Origin of the sequence: Modestobacter versicolor (assembly GCF_014195485.1) — a bacterium.
Lineage (GTDB): Bacteria > Actinomycetota > Actinomycetes > Mycobacteriales > Geodermatophilaceae > Modestobacter > Modestobacter versicolor.
In genome coordinates this window covers 545,371-559,547 of record NZ_JACIBU010000001.1, presented here as the reverse complement: position 1 = coordinate 559,547, position 14,177 = coordinate 545,371, and the positions used below count along the sequence as shown (strand labels likewise).

The following is a 14,177-nucleotide window of genomic DNA, read 5'->3' as shown; positions in this document are numbered from 1 at the left end:
CGAGCCCTGACGCTGCGTCAAGGTCAAGCCCGACCTGCCGAGCACCTCCCGCCGGGGCAGCGATGAGTTCGCCGGCGGGCAGCGGTCCACACCTCGACCGGGACGACCGACCGCAGGGAGCGCGGCATGGGCCTCATCCACATCGAGCTGTTCGCGACCCTCGACCTCGTCGGGCAGGCGCCCGGCGGACCCGAGGAGGACCCGGAGGGCGGGTTCCCGTTCGGCGGCTGGCAGGCCCCGCTGCTGGACGAGGTCGCCGGGGCGCAGGTCTCCGCGGCGTACCAGGGCACCGACGCGCTGCTGCTCGGCCGGCGGACCTACGACATCTTCGCGGCCTTCTGGCCGCACCAGCAGGGCGGCGAGGACGACGAGATCGCCACGCTGTTCAACCGCGTCCCCAAGTACGTGGCCTCCCGCGGGACGCCCGACCTGTCGTGGGCCGGCTCCACCCAGCTCGGCCCGGACCTGGCCGCCTCGGTGCGCGAGGTGCGCGACCGGCACGAGCACGTGGCGGTGGTCGGCAGCCTGGACCTGGTGCAGACGCTGCTGCGCGAGAAGCTCTTCGACCGGCTCGACCTGTGGCTCCACCCGGTCGTGCTCGGTGTCGGGAAGAAGGTCTTCGCCGGCGGCGCGGTGCCGACGAACACCACCCTCCTCGAGCCACCCGCGGCCGGCCCGTCGGGCACGGTGTACCTGCGCTACGGCCTGGTCCCGGGCACGCCCGCGACCGGGGACATGACCGATCGCGCCTGACGGACGCCGGTCCGGGGCCTACGCCGGGCCCCGGGCCAGCAGGTCGACGACCTGCTGCTCGGTCACCGGCGCGAAGTCGACGTAGGCCCGGCCGACGGCGGAGAAGTCGCCCGGCGTCGCCACGACGACGAGCTCGTCCACCTCCGCGCGCAGGCGTCCGGCGGCCCGGGGCGCGCACACCGGGACCGCGAGCACCACGCGGGCGGCCCCCTGCGCGCGGACGACCTGGCAGGCGGCCCGTGCCGTCGCGCCGGTGGCGATCCCGTCGTCGACCACCAGCGCGGTCCGGCCGGGCAGAGGCACCCGGGGCCGGGCGCGGCGGAGGAGGGAGGCCCGCCGCTCCAGCTCCCGGCGCTCGCGCTGCGCGACGTCGGCGAACTCCGCCGCGCCGACACCGGCCAGGGCGCGCACCTCGTCGTCGGCCACCAGCACGCCCCCCTCGCCGACGGCCCCCATCGCCACCTCGGGCCGGGCCGGCACCCCGAGCTTGCGGACGACGACCACGTCCAGCGGGGCGCCCAGCGCGGCGGCCACCTCGGCGGCGACCGGGACCCCGCCGCGCGGGAGACCGAGCACCACGGGGTGCGCACCGCGCAGGTGGGCCAGCCGCCCGGCCAGCTGCCGGCCGGCGTCGGCCCGGTCGCGGAACCACCGCACGGCCACGACCCTCGGCGCCCGCGGCCCGGCTGTCCAGGGCCACCGCCACGGCCGCGCGACACGGCCTGGCCGGCACCGCTTCAGGCTGCCCGCGGCTCGCGGCGGTGGGCACCGCCCGTCGAGCGGGTCACGCCTCCGGAGAGCGGCCCTCGGCCGCGTCGGTGCCCAGCACCGCCGGGGTGACCAGGGCGTGCCCCTGCACGCAGCCGAGCACGGCGAGCCCGCGGAGCAGCCGCACCAGCAGCCGCGGACGGCGGCCCACCAGATCGCCGGTCACCGGGTCGATGGCGAACTCGGCCCGCAGGGGACCGACGATGTCCAGGAACGTGGCGGTCGTCTCGGACACGGGGACCTCCGTCCAGCCGCGCAGGTCGCCGGTGACCTGCGGCACACCGCGCAGTGTGCGACGTGCTCCGGCGGTTGGGAAGTCGGCGCCGATGACGCCGTCCCCGAGCTGCTCGCGGGGGTGACGGCCGGCCTGGCCGACCCCGCCGGGTCAGCGGGTGGCGAGCAGCTCGTCCAGGTGGCCCAGCGGGTCGGGCACGTCGCGGGCGATCACGTCGTCCAGCCACACCCGGAAGGTGGCCACCCCGCGGGCGACGACCAGCCGGGTCCGCCAGTCCGCCGGCGGCAGGGCCCCGCGCCGGGCCAGCAGCCGCTCGGCCACGTCGCGCTCGCGGTCGGCGAGGTGCAGGAACGGGCTCGGCCGGGAGGCGGCGGACTCGGCGGCCACGCGCAGGAAGAGGGCCAGCCGGTCGCGGTGGTCGACCACGTAGCCGCCCACCGAGCGCAGTGCGTGGTCGAGCGTCCCGGCGTCCCCCAGCTGCTCGGGAGCGGTGCTGATCGCCGCGGTCAGCCGGGCGGCCATCTGCCGGGCCGGCTCGGCGAGGACGTCCTCCCGGCTGGGGAAGTAGCGGAAGAACGTCCGCGGCGCGATCTGGGCCGCCTCGCAGATGTCGGCGACGGTGACCTCGTCGTAGCCGCGGGTGGCGAACAGCGCCAGCGCGGCGTCGACCGTGGCAGCGCGGCTGTGCGCCCGCTTGCGCTCGCGGACGCCTGCGACGCCGCGGTCGTCCAGCTCGCTCGCCACCCGGACCCCCTCCGCCTCGGCACCGGTCGGGCGACCCAGTGTGCCTGGTGGCGCACCCGGCCGGGCACGTCGCGGCCGGATCTTGACCGGGTCAAGGGAAGCCGTGACGATGGGCCCGTGCCGGACGCCGCTGACCTCGAGCGGGTCCTGCGCACGGCGGGTCTGCGGGTCACCCGTCCCCGCCTGGCGGTGCTGGACGCCGTCCACGCGCACCCGCACGCCGACACCGAGGCGCTGATCGGTGCCGCCCGGGCCCAGCTCGGCGCGGTCTCGCACCAGGCCGTGTACGACGTGCTGCGCGTGCTCACCGACCGGGGTCTGGTGCGGCGCATCCAGCCGCAGGGCTCCGTCGCGCTGTACGAGGCGCGGGTCGGCGACGACCACCACCACCTGGTCTGCCGCTCCTGCGGTGCCGTCAGCGACGTCGACGGCGCCGTCCGGGAGACCTCCTGCCTCGCTCCCCCGGTCGACGGGGGCTTCCTCGTCGACCACGCCGAGGTCGTCTACTGGGGCCGGTGCCGGTCCTGCGCAGCGGCCCCGGCGACCCCGCACGAGCCCGACGCCGCACCAGAGAGAGGTACTCCGTGAGCCAGACCGACGAGACCGTCTACGACAAGACCCCGACGGAGAGCACCAGCGAGAGCGAGAACCCGGCGATCCCCGCGCCGAAGGCGCACACCGACCAGCGCCCGCGCAGCAACCGCGACTGGTGGCCGAACCAGGTCGACCTGGGCGTGCTGAACAAGCCGTCGAAGGACTCCGACCCGCTCGGTGACTCCGACTACCGGGCCGAGTTCGCGACGCTGGACGTCGAGGCGCTCAAGCGCGACGTCGTCCAGGTCATGCGCACCTCGCAGGACTGGTGGCCGGCCGACTGGGGTCACTACGGCCCGCTCTTCATCCGGATGTCCTGGCACGCCGCCGGCACGTACCGCATCGCCGACGGCCGCGGTGGCGGCGGCGCCGGCGAGCAGCGCTTCGCCCCGCTGAACAGCTGGCCGGACAACGCCAACCTGGACAAGGCGCGCCGCCTGCTGCTGCCGATCAAGCAGAAGTACGGCCGCAAGCTCTCCTGGGCCGACCTGCTGGTGCTGGCCGGCAACGTGGCGCACGACGACATGGGCCTGAAGACCTTCGGGTTCGCCTTCGGCCGAGAGGACGTCTGGGAGCCGCACGAGGTCTTCTGGGGTCCGGAGGACACCTGGCTCGGCGACGAGCGCTACGGCGGCGACGACCCGCTCGACCTCGACGAGGGCCACCTCGCGGCGGTCACCATGGGCCTGATCTACGTCAACCCGGAGGGCCCGCAGGGCCGGCCCGACCCGCTCGCCTCGGCCCACGACATCCGGGTCACCTTCAGCCGGATGGGGATGACCGACGAGGAGACCGTCGCGCTGATTGCCGGCGGGCACACGTTCGGCAAGACGCACGGCGCCGGGAACCCCGAGCTCGTCGGCCCGGAGCCGGAGGGCTGCCCGGTGCACGGCAACGGCCTGGGCTGGACCAACCAGCACGGCACCGGCAAGGGCGCCGACACCATCACCAGCGGTCTCGAGGGCGCCTGGACCCCGACGCCGACCACCTGGGACAACACCTACTTCGAGATGCTGTTCAGCTACGACTGGGAGCTCACCGAGAGCCCGGCCGGCGCGAAGCAGTGGAAGCCGAAGGACGCCGAGGCGCAGGAGCTGGTGCCCGACGCGCACATCGAGGGCAAGAAGAACCCGCCGATGATGGCGACGACCGACCTCGCGCTGATGGCCGACCCCGGCTTCCGGGAGATCTCCGAGCGGTTCTACAACGACCCCGAGTACTTCGCCGACCAGTACGCCCGCGCCTGGTTCAAGCTGCTGCACCGCGACATGGGGCCGAGGACCCGCTACCTCGGCCCGGACGTGCCGGCCGAGGAGCTGATCTGGCAGGACCCGGTGCCGGCGGTCGACCACGAGCTGGTGGGCGAGGCCGAGGTCGCCGACCTCAAGCAGCGCCTGCTGGCCTCCGGCCTCACCGTCCCGCAGCTGGTGCACACCGCCTGGTCGGCCGCCGCGTCGTTCCGCGGCACCGACAAGCGCGGCGGGGCGAACGGCGCCCGCCTCCGGCTGGAGCCGCAGATCAGCTGGGCGGCCAACGAGGGTGTGCGCGACGTCCTGCCGGTGCTCGAGCGGGTGAAGGGCGAGTTCGAGCAGCAGACCGGCAAGCGGGTCTCGCTCGCCGACCTGATCGTGCTCGGCGGCACCGCCGCCGTGGAGAAGGCCGCGGCCGACGCCGGTGTGCAGGTCACCGTGCCCTTCTCCCCGGGCCGCACCGACGCCTCACAGGAGCAGACCGACGTCGACAACTTCCGCTGGCTCGAGCCGCGGGCCGACGGCTTCCGCAACTACCTCCAGCCGGGCGCCAAGCTCGCGCCGGAGACGCTGCTGGTCGACCGCGCCTACATGCTCGAGCTGACCCCGAAGGAGATGACGGTCCTGCTCGGCGGGCTCCGCGTGCTCGGCGCCACCACCGGCGGCGTGACGCACGGCGTCTTCACCGACCGGCCCGGCGTGCTGTCGCAGGACTTCTTCCGCAACCTGCTCGACCTGGGCATCTCCTGGCGCACCTCGGCCGAGGCCGAGGACGTCTACGAGGGGCTGGACGCCGACGGCACCGTCGTGCGCACGGCCACCGCGGCCGACCTGGTGTTCAACTCGAACTCCATCCTGCGGGGCATCGTCGAGGTGTACTCCGCCGACGACGCCCAGGAGAAGTTCGTGCGGGACTTCGCCGCTGCCTGGGTGAAGGTCATGGAGCTCGACCGCTTCGACCTGCGGTAGGCACCTCGTCTGGATGCCCCGGTCCGCGCTGCGGGCCGGGGCTTCCGCACGTCCGGCGCTGGTCAGGACCGGCGCGGGCCCTCGCTGCCGGCGCCGGGCTCCCCGGCGAACGCCTGGGCGACGTCCAGCCACCGGTCGGCGTCCGGGCCCACGGCGACCAGCTGCAGGGCCGCGCGCGGGCGGCGTTGGACCACCCGCAGGCAGAAGTCGAGCAGCGGCCCGGTCACGCGCTGCCCGGCGTCCTCGGGACCGTCGGCCCACCGCGACCCGTCGGCCCGGGTGAGCTCGACGCGGATCGGCTGCTCGGGGGCGGGCAGCCCGTGGGCGCCGAACGCGAAGGCCCGGGTGCGGACGCCGAGGTGGGCGACGTGGTCCAGCCGTCGGGACCCCTCGACGGCCCGGCCGAGCGCATCGCGGACGTCGACCCCGTGCGCCCAGGTCTCCATCAGCCGGGCGGTCGCCATCGACGCCACGCTCATCGGCGGGCCGAACCAGGGCAGCCGGGCGCCCTCGGGCGCGGCGGCCAGCGCATCGAGCAGCCGCTGCCGGCCGGCGCGCCACCGGGCCAGCAGCACCTCCGGCGCGAAGCCGGCGCCCGTCGACGCGCCGCGGTCCCCGCCCCCCGCCGGGTCAACGGCTGCGCGAGCGGCGAAGGCCGCGGGGTCGGTCACGGCGAGCAGGGCCACGTCGTCGGTCCAGGCCAGGTGCGCCACCTGGGCGGCGACCGACCAGCCCGCCGCCGGGGTGGGCCGCGCCCAGCCCGCGGCGTCGAGCGGCACGAGCAGCTCCTCGAGCGCCGAACCCTCGGCCGCCAGGTCGGCCAGCAGCGCCGCCCTCATCCGGCGTCCGCCGCGGCGATCCGGCGCAGCTCCGCGCGCTGCACCTTGGCCGAGGCGGTCATCGGCAGCTCGTCGACCACCCGCCAGTGGCGGGGCACCTTGAACGGGGAGAGCCGGTCGCGGCAGTGCCGGGTCAGCTCGTCCGGGCTCGGGTCCCGGTCACCGGCCGGGACGACGAAGGCCACCACCAGCTCGCCCCACCGCGGGTCGGGGACGCCGACGACGGCGGCCCGGGCGATGTCGGGGTGGGCCACCAGCACCTCCTCGACCTCGACCGGCGAGACGTTCTCCCCGCCGGTCTTGATCATGTCCTTGAGCCGGCCGACCACCCGGCAGGCGCCCCGGCCGTCCATCTCGGCCAGGTCGCCGGTGTGCAGCCAGCCGTCGGCGTCGATCGCCTCGGCGGTCGCGACCGGGTCGTCGAGGTAGCCGCGGGTGATCCGCTCGCCGCGGACCCACAGCTCCCCCGGTGTCCCCGGTGCCACGGCGGCGCCGTCCGGGCCGGCGATCCGGACGTCGGTGCCCGCCAGCGGTGCCCCCACGGTCTCCCGGCGCACCGGGTCGGGGTCCTCCGGCGACGTCTGCAGCACGGCGCCGCAGGTCTCGGTCATGCCGAACGTGATCGACAGCCGCGCACCGAAGACCTGCTCGACCCGGTCGACGAAGGCCGGGGTGACGGTCATGCCGCCGGTGAACAGCACCCGCAGGGACGACAGGTCGGTGCGGGCCAGGTCGGGGTGGGCGGCGAGCAGGTCCAGCAGGGTGGGCGCGGCCGACAGCAGCGTCACCTGCCGCTCCTCGACGACCCGGAGCACCGGGCCCGGCGCGAAGGGCAGCACGACGTGCTCGGCGCCCGACGCCAGCGCCCCGACCACGCCGAGGACGTTGCCGGCGGTGTGGAACAGCGGCATCGGGTTGCACCAGACCCGGCCGGTGGTCGGGCCCAGCCGCTCGGCGAACGCCGTCCCGGTCGCGACCATCCCGGCGTGGGTGATCCGCACGCCCTTGGCCCGGCCGGTCGTCCCGGAGGTGAACTGCACCTGGGCCAGCGACTGCGGGTCCACGGCCGGCAGCTCACCCGGCGTCGCCCACGGCACGGCCGCCCGCCAGTCCACGCCCACCCGGACGACGTCGACCCCCTCGACGGCGGCGCAGAGGTCGGCCACCGGGTTGCCGGCGACCTCCTCGGCGGCCACCGCGAGGACCGCGCCGGACAGCCGGAGCGCGTGCTCCACCTCCGCGGGCCGCGAGCGCGGGTTCACCGGCACCAGCGTCATGCCCGCCAGCGCCGTGCCCAGCTGCAGGAGCACGGCCGCCGGCCCGTTGCCCAGGCAGGTCGCGACCCGGGCGCCCGGCGCGTGCCGGGCGAGCAGCCCGGCGGCCACGGACCCCGCGGCGTCCAGCAGCTCGGTGGCGGTCCAGCGCTCGCCCGTCTCCGGGGTGGAGAGCAGGACCGCGTCGGGCGCGAGCCGGACGGCCCGGCGGAGGACGTCACCCAGGACGCCGTCCGCCGGGCCGGTGGCCGGTACCCGCAGCTCGCTCACGGCGAGTGCGGCCACCGGTCAGTCCCCGTAGCGGAAGGACTCCGCGCTGGGCCCGCTCAGCTCCTCCAGCAGGGCGAGCCCGGCCGGGGCGTCCGCGTCGACCTTGGACAGGTACACGGTGGTGGTCGGCGACTGGCCGACCTCCGAGTAGTCCAGGCCGTCCGGGAGCAGCCCGCGGGTGTCCACCGACGTGCTCTCGCGCAGCGCCGCGACGACGCCCTCGGGCGTCAGGTCACCGGACTCGCAGGCCCCGTCCAGCGACTGCTTGAGCAGCTCGGCCTGCACGTAGGCCAGCGGCACCTCCCAGCCGATCGCACCGTCGGGGTCGGCCTGGGTGTACAGCTCGTTGGCCGTCTGCACGCCCTCCGCGTCCGAGGCGTACGGCGCGACGCTGGTGATCGAGTAGGCGTTCGCCAGCAGGGCGTCGGCCGCCGGGGTGGTCAGCAGCGAGGGGTTGAAGGTCGGGTTCATCCCGATCAGCGGGACGTCGGCGCCCTGCGAGGCGAGCACGCCGGCCAGCGAGGCGAGCTGGGTGGGGGCGGCGGCCAGCACGACGCCGGCCACGCCCTCCTGGGCGAGCGCGGACGCCTGGGAGGAGAGGTCCGTCGTCGCCGAGGTGATCTCCTGCGCGACGATCTCCAGCCCGCGCTCCTCGGCGGCGTGCTCGGCACCGGCGAGCGCGTCGGCGCCGTAGTCGCCGGCGAAGTAGACGACGCCGACCTTCGCGCCCTCGGCGACGCCCAGCTCGTCGACCAGGTAGTCGATCGCGTTGGCCCCCTCGATGGCGTAGGAGGCGCCGGGCAGCTGGTTGTTCTCGTACGCGAGCGCCGAGCCCGTCCAGCCGACGCCCCCGACGTAGACCTGGTCCTGCTCGGCCAGCGGCAGCACCGCGGCGCTGGTCGGGCCGCCGAGGACCTGCTGCAGCGCGATGACGTCGGGGGCCATGCTGCGGTAGAGGGTCACCGCCCGCTGCGGGTCGTAGCCGTGGTCCTGCACGTCGACGACGACGTCGCGCTCGCAGACCCCGCCGTCGGCGTTGACCTGGTCCCAGTAGGCCTGCGTCTCGGTGACCTGCACCGCGGCGCCGGCGGCGAACGGCCCGGAGAGGTCGGTGAGCATGCCGATCCGGATCTCGCTGTCGGAGACGCCGTTGCCGGTCTCCACGTCGCCCGAGCCCGCGCTGTCGGAGCCACCGGCGTCGTCGGGGTCGGTGGTGCTGCAGGCGGCCAGCGCGAGTGCGGTGACGGCCGCGAGCGAGAGGGCACGGGCGCGGGGCAGGTGCTTCATCGGGTGGTCTCCTTCGACCGTGATGGAGTGACCGCGGCCGGGCGGCCGACGTCATCGGTGCTGAGGGGGTCGCGCGGGGCGGGGCCCGCCGGGGGCGCGGTGGAGCCGCGGGAGGTGCGCTGCCGGAGCCGGCGGGCCGCACCGGCCAGCCCGCCGCGGAGGAACAGCAGGACGGCGATGATCGCCAGCCCGTAGACCAGCCGGGAGGCCGTCGAGGGGTCCAGCCCGCCGGACCCGGGCGCGGCCAGGAACGGCAGCGCGGAGCTGTACTCGGCGAGCACCAGCGGCAGGGCGGTGACGAACAGCGCCCCCACGACCGCGCCACCCACCGAGCCCAGCCCGCCGAGCACGATCATCACCAGGAAGTCGACGGACGCGGTGAGGCTGAAGACGTCGGGGGCCACCCGCCCGTAGGCCAGCGCGAGCATCGCCCCGGTCAGCCCGGCGTAGGCCGAGGAGACGACGAACACCGACGCCTTGGCCCGGGCCACCCCGATCCCCATGGCCGCCGCGGCGGTCTCGGAGTCCCGGACGTTCGCCCAGGCCCGCCCGGTGCGACCCGACCGCAGGTTCCCGGCCAGCCAGCAGGCGGCCACGGCGAGGACGAGGAACAGGTACCAGAGCCGGTGCAGCCCCTCGAACTCCACGCCGCCCACGGCGAGGTAGTCGGGGTCGGAGTTGCTGAAGCTGAAGCCGCCGAGGGCGAAGGGCTCGACCGAGCGGCCGGTGAACCCGCCGGTCCACTGGTCCAGGTTGACCAGCAGGTGCCGGACGACGAAGACCAGCCCCAGCGTGGCCAGCCCCAGGTAGATGCCGCGCAACCGGCCGGCGACCGGGGAGAACGCGGCCCCGACCAGCGCGCTGACCACCGCGGCGAGCAGCAGCCCGACGAGCGGCGGCAGGCCGGCCCCGTCGACCGTCGTCGTCGACTCGCCGGAGGACCAGGCGTAGACGTAGGCGCCGATCGCGGCGAAGGCGGCGTGCCCGAGCGACAGCTGCCCGGCGACGCCGACCAGCAGGGTGAGCCCGACCGCACCGATGGCGGTGGCCATCACGAACAGGCCGGTCTGCAGCCAGAAGTCCGACAGCACCAGGGGCAGGGCGAGGGCGACCAGCACGAGCACGGCGCCGGCGACCCGGCGCGGCAGCTCAGACACGGACGGCCTCCTTGCTGCCCAGCAGGCCCGAGGGCCGCACGAGCAGGACGATGATCATGACGACGTAGGGGGCGATCTCGCCGAAGCCGGTGCCGACGAACCGCTCGAGGTCGCCCTCGTAGCCGGTGACCAGCGCGCTGGTGAGCCCGATGACCAGGCCGCCCACGACGGCGCCGGGCACCGAGTCGAAGCCGCCGAGCACCCAGGCCGGGATCGCGGCGAAGGCGCTGAGCGCGACCGTCGGGGCCACCCCGGGGGCGGGGAACGAGGTGAGGAAGACACCGGCGACGGCGGCCAGCACCCCCGCGAGCGCCCAGCCGGTGGCCGCGGTGCGGGACAGCCGGATGCCCATCAGCGAGGCGGTCGGCCCGTCGGCCGCGGCGGCGCGCATGCCCACGCCGAGGTCGGTGCGGGAGAAGAGGTACCAGAGCGCGGCGAAGGCCACGACCGTCACGCCGGCGGCGACCACCCGGCCGGTCGGCAGGGACACGTCTCCCACCCGCACCACCGAGGCACCCCACGGCGCGCCCAGGGTGAGCACCTGGTTGCCGATCCGCCGGGTGAGCTCGGTCAGCAGGACGATGTCGACGCCGAGCATCAGGATCGCCGCGGTGCCGGCGTTCTGGTCGGCCAGGTGGCGCACCAGCAGGGTGTTGATCAGCACCCCGACCAGCGCCGCCCCGGCCATGGCGACCAGCAGCGAGGGCCAGAAGCCGATGGTCGGGTGGAGCACGGCGACGAGGTAGGCGCCCAGCAGCACCACCGACCCGTGCGCGAAGTTCAGCACGCCGGTGGAGGTGAAGACGATGGCGAAGCCCGCGGCGATCAGGCTGAGCACCAGGCCGAAGGAGAGCCCGTTGAGGACCTGCTCGAGGAAGTAGCTCACGCTGCGACCCCGCTCCGGCGCTCGTCCCGCTCCTCGCTCGCAGACCTCGCTGCGATGCTCGCTCGCTGGTCGCTCACGCTGCTGCCGCTCCCAGGTAGGCCCGGACGACCTCGGGATCGCGCTGCACCTCGGCAGGCGTGCCCTCGGCGATCTTCTTGCCGAAGTCCAGGACGGTGACCTGCTCGGCCAGCCCCATCACGAAGGGCATGTCGTGCTCGACCAGCACGATCGACAACCCCAGGTCGCGCCGGACCTGCCGGATGGTCTCGGCCATCGCCTGCGACTCCCCGTGCGTCATCCCGGCGACCGGCTCGTCGAGCAGCAGCAGCGACGGGCGGGCCGCGAGCGCCCGGCCCATCTCCACCCGCTTGCGGTCGCCGTAGGCCAGCGTGTGCACCGGCGTGCGCAGCAGGTGCGCGATCCCGAGCAGCTCGGCGATGCCGGCGACGGTCTCCCGGTGCTCGCGCTCCTCGCGGCGCACCCGCGGCGAGCGCCAGGCCCCGGCCACCACCCCGCCCTTCATCAGCCGGTGCCGGCCGACCAGCAGGTTGTCCTCGACGGTGTCCTCCAGGGCCAGCGAGATGTTCTGGAAGGTGCGGGCCACGCCGAGGCCGGCCACCCGGTGCGCCGGCAGGGCGGTGAGCTCCTCGTCGCCGTAGTGGACGGTGCCCTCGGTGGCCCGGTAGGCCCCGCCCAGGACGTTGACCAGCGTGGACTTGCCGGCGCCGTTGGGGCCGATCAGCGCGTGCACGGTGCCCGGCTCGACGGTGAAGCTCACGTCGGACAGCGCGGTGATCCCACCGAAGCGCACGGTCAGGCCCTCGACCCGCAGCCGCCGCGGCGGCTCGGCCGTCGGGACCTCCGGCTCGGCGGCGACCGGCTCGGTGGCGACCACCGGGACGGCGACGCCGAGGTAGCGCTCCTGCACCTCGTCGCTGGCCGAGAGCTCCGCGGCCGAGCCGGCGGCGGTGACCCGGCCGACCTCGAGCACGGAGGCCGCGTCGGCGACCCGCAGGCCCATCACCGCGTTCTGCTCGATCAGCAGCACCGCGGTGCCCTGCCGGTTGATCTCGGTGATGATCTCGCCGATCTGGTCGACCAGCAGCGGTGCCAGCCCCAGCGAGGGCTCGTCGAGCAGCAGCAGCCGCGGCGAGACCATCAGCGCCCGGCCCATCGCCAGCATCTGCTGCTGGCCGCCGGAGAGCAGGCCGCCGGGCTGGTCGCGCCGCTCCGCCAGGATGGGGAACAGGTCGAAGACCCGGTCGCGCGCCTCCGCCCGGGCCTTCCCGTCGCGCACGGTGTAGCCGCCGGCCCGCAGGTTGTCCTCGACGGTCAGGTCGCGGAAGACCCGCCGCCCCTCGGGCACCTGCACCAGCCCGCGCCGGACGACGGCCGCGGTGTCCAGGCCGGCCAGGTCCTCGCCGCCGAACCGGACGGTGCCGCCGGTGACGGCGCCGCCGTAGGAGTCCAGCGCCCGGGACACCGCGCGCAGCAGCGAGGTCTTGCCCGCGCCGTTGGACCCGAGCACGGCGACCACCTGGCCCTCGTCGACGGTCAGCGAGACGTCGGACAGCGCGGTGATGGTGCCGTCGTAGACCACGTCGAGGTGCTCGACGGACAACAGCGGTGCGGACATCGACGTCCTTCCAGGGCTGCGCCAGGGGGCCGCTCCGACAACGGGTCGCTGTGGTCGGAGTCACCGAAAAGCTAGAGAGCATCTCGACGTCCGTCAAGACTGTGTCTAACGTCCCGGCTGACTCCGGCCGCTCGTGCTGGAATCGGCCGAGGACCGGGGAGGGTCATGAGCGCGCTGGCAGCTGAACCGGACGACCCGTGGCCGGACCTCGGCGCGGACCAGGGCGCGACACCGGCCGCCGCGCCCGCGCACCGGCCGCAGACGCTGCTGCTGAGCCTCCTCGGGTCGGTGGTGCTCGACCAGGAGCTGCCACCGGTGCCCTCCGCCGTGCTGCTGGACGTGCTGGCCGACCTCGGCGTCACCGAGGCGGCGGCCCGGGCGACGCTGAAGCGGATGACCCAGCGGGGCCTGCTGGACCGCGGGCAGGTCGGCCGGTCCGCCCAGTACACGCTCACCCCGCTGGCCGAGCGGGTGCTCCGCCGGGCCGACGAGCGGGTGAGCTCGCCCGCGCCGTTCGCCCATCCCCCCGGCGAGTGGACGCTGCTGAGCTACTCGGTCCCGGAGAGCCGGCGCGACCTGCGGCACAAGGTCCGCTCCCGGCTGACCTGGGCGGGGTTCGGCGGGCTGCGCGACGGGCTGTGGATCGCCCCCGGCACGGTCGACGTCGGCGCGGTGCTGGCCCCCGGCGAGCTGACCGAGGCGGCCGACCTCGCCGACGCCTTCGCGGCCCGGCCGCTGCCGGGCACCGACGTCGACCGGCTGGTGCGCCGCGCCTGGGACGTGGCCGCCCTGCGCCGCGCCCACCTGCGGTTCGTCGCCGACTGGAGCGCCCCGCCCCGGGTCACCGGCTCGCTGGCCCAGCGCACCCTGCTGGGCGCGGACTGGCTGCTGCTGCTGCGCACCGACCCCGGGCTGCCGGCCGGCCAGCTGGGCGCCGACGACCCGGCGGCGGCCAGCACCGCCCTCTACACGCGGGTGGCCGCGGCCCTCCAGCCGGCCGCTGCCGCAGCGCTCCGGCGGGCCACCTCCCGCTGACCTCCGGGCGGCGGGGCCCCGTCAGCCCGCGGCGGTCCAGACCCGGGTGAGCATGTCCCTCAGCCGGTCGCGCTCGGCCTCGCCGAGCAGCGCGAGCGGACCCTCCAGGGCGGCGTCGGCAGCCTGCCCGGCCGCCTCGCGCACCCGCCGCCCCTCAGGGGTGGCGACCACCAGCCGGGTGCGCCGGTCCGACGGGGACGTCCGCCGCTCGACCAGCCCGGCGGCGACGAGCTCGTCGACGAGCAGCACGACCTGGGAGGGGTCCAGCCCCAGCACGGTGCCGAGCTCGCGCTGCGACAGCCCCTCCGGGGACTCCTCGGCCAGGGCCAGCACGGAGTACTGGCGCACCCGCAGCCCGTGCTCGGCCAGGGCCGCGTTGGTCGCCCGGACGACCACCCCGCTGGCCCGCGACAGCAGGAAGCCGAGGTCGTCGGCGAACGTGCGTCCCATGGTCACCTCCATCGTTGACAACCTCCAAGA

Annotated in this window: 14 protein-coding genes; 4 read left to right on the top strand and 10 right to left on the bottom strand. The window is 75.4% G+C overall.

Going from position 1 to position 14,177, the window contains the following annotated elements; translation table 11 throughout:
• Window positions 1-126 precede the first annotated feature (126 nt).
• Window positions 127-753: a dihydrofolate reductase family protein gene (locus FHX36_RS02630; RefSeq protein WP_110551588.1), complete on the top strand. Its 627-nt coding sequence runs from the start codon at window positions 127-129 to the stop codon at window positions 751-753.
• An 18-nt stretch (window positions 754-771) separates the two neighbouring features.
• Here FHX36_RS02630 and FHX36_RS02625 read toward each other — a convergent pair whose 3' ends face one another.
• The 3 genes from FHX36_RS02625 to FHX36_RS02615 form a co-directional block, all read right to left on the bottom strand.
• Complete coding sequence (locus FHX36_RS02625) at window positions 772-1,410, bottom strand: phosphoribosyltransferase family protein (protein ID WP_183513468.1); 639 nt, start codon at window positions 1,408-1,410, stop codon at window positions 772-774.
• Between the two features lie 127 nt (window positions 1,411-1,537).
• Window positions 1,538-1,756: a hypothetical protein gene (locus FHX36_RS02620; RefSeq protein WP_146251550.1), complete on the bottom strand. Its 219-nt coding sequence runs from the start codon at window positions 1,754-1,756 to the stop codon at window positions 1,538-1,540.
• A 150-nt stretch (window positions 1,757-1,906) separates the two neighbouring features.
• Window positions 1,907-2,500 carry a TetR family transcriptional regulator gene (locus tag FHX36_RS02615; RefSeq protein ID WP_220035875.1) on the bottom strand — a complete coding sequence of 198 codons (594 nt, stop codon included), beginning with the start codon at window positions 2,498-2,500 and terminating at the stop codon, window positions 1,907-1,909.
• Between the two features lie 117 nt (window positions 2,501-2,617).
• Between FHX36_RS02615 and FHX36_RS02610 the strand changes: the two genes are divergently transcribed.
• Window positions 2,618-3,088, top strand: a complete 471-nt coding sequence (locus FHX36_RS02610) for a Fur family transcriptional regulator (protein ID WP_110551586.1) — start codon at window positions 2,618-2,620, stop codon at window positions 3,086-3,088.
• Complete coding sequence (gene katG, locus FHX36_RS02605) at window positions 3,085-5,313, top strand: catalase/peroxidase HPI (RefSeq protein ID WP_110551585.1); 2,229 nt, start codon at window positions 3,085-3,087, stop codon at window positions 5,311-5,313. Before FHX36_RS02610 ends, katG begins: the two co-directional genes overlap by 4 nt.
• Window positions 5,314-5,375: 62 nt before the next feature.
• Here katG and FHX36_RS02600 read toward each other — a convergent pair whose 3' ends face one another.
• The 6 genes from FHX36_RS02600 to FHX36_RS02575 all read right to left on the bottom strand — a co-directional run bounded on the left by FHX36_RS02600 (window position 5,376) and on the right by FHX36_RS02575 (window position 12,662).
• Window positions 5,376-6,152, bottom strand: coding sequence for a TIGR03084 family metal-binding protein (locus FHX36_RS02600; protein ID WP_110551584.1), 777 nt, complete (start codon window positions 6,150-6,152; stop codon window positions 5,376-5,378).
• On the bottom strand, window positions 6,149-7,711 hold the full coding sequence (locus tag FHX36_RS02595) for a class I adenylate-forming enzyme family protein (RefSeq protein WP_110551583.1): 1,563 nt from the start codon (window positions 7,709-7,711) through the stop codon (window positions 6,149-6,151). Before FHX36_RS02595 ends, FHX36_RS02600 begins: the two co-directional genes overlap by 4 nt.
• Window positions 7,712-7,714: 3 nt before the next feature.
• Window positions 7,715-8,983, bottom strand: a complete 1,269-nt coding sequence (locus FHX36_RS02590) for an ABC transporter substrate-binding protein (RefSeq protein ID WP_110551582.1) — start codon at window positions 8,981-8,983, stop codon at window positions 7,715-7,717.
• Complete coding sequence (locus FHX36_RS02585) at window positions 8,980-10,140, bottom strand: branched-chain amino acid ABC transporter permease (RefSeq protein ID WP_110551581.1); 1,161 nt, start codon at window positions 10,138-10,140, stop codon at window positions 8,980-8,982. The genes FHX36_RS02590 and FHX36_RS02585 overlap by 4 nt, the downstream gene beginning before the upstream one ends.
• Window positions 10,133-11,026, bottom strand: a complete 894-nt coding sequence (locus FHX36_RS02580; protein ID WP_110551580.1) for a branched-chain amino acid ABC transporter permease — start codon at window positions 11,024-11,026, stop codon at window positions 10,133-10,135. The genes FHX36_RS02585 and FHX36_RS02580 overlap by 8 nt, the downstream gene beginning before the upstream one ends.
• Window positions 11,027-11,099: 73 nt before the next feature.
• Window positions 11,100-12,662: an ATP-binding cassette domain-containing protein gene (locus tag FHX36_RS02575; RefSeq protein WP_110551579.1), complete on the bottom strand. Its 1,563-nt coding sequence runs from the start codon at window positions 12,660-12,662 to the stop codon at window positions 11,100-11,102.
• Between the two features lie 165 nt (window positions 12,663-12,827).
• On the opposite strand from FHX36_RS02575, the gene FHX36_RS02570 reads away from it, so the two are divergent.
• Window positions 12,828-13,697, top strand: a complete 870-nt coding sequence (locus FHX36_RS02570; protein WP_183513467.1) for a PaaX family transcriptional regulator C-terminal domain-containing protein — start codon at window positions 12,828-12,830, stop codon at window positions 13,695-13,697.
• A 21-nt stretch (window positions 13,698-13,718) separates the two neighbouring features.
• On the opposite strand, the gene FHX36_RS02565 is transcribed toward FHX36_RS02570, so the two are convergent.
• Window positions 13,719-14,147 (bottom strand): MarR family winged helix-turn-helix transcriptional regulator, encoded by a 429-nt coding sequence (locus FHX36_RS02565; RefSeq protein WP_183513466.1) that lies wholly within the window; start codon window positions 14,145-14,147, stop codon window positions 13,719-13,721.
• Window positions 14,148-14,177 lie beyond the last annotated feature (30 nt).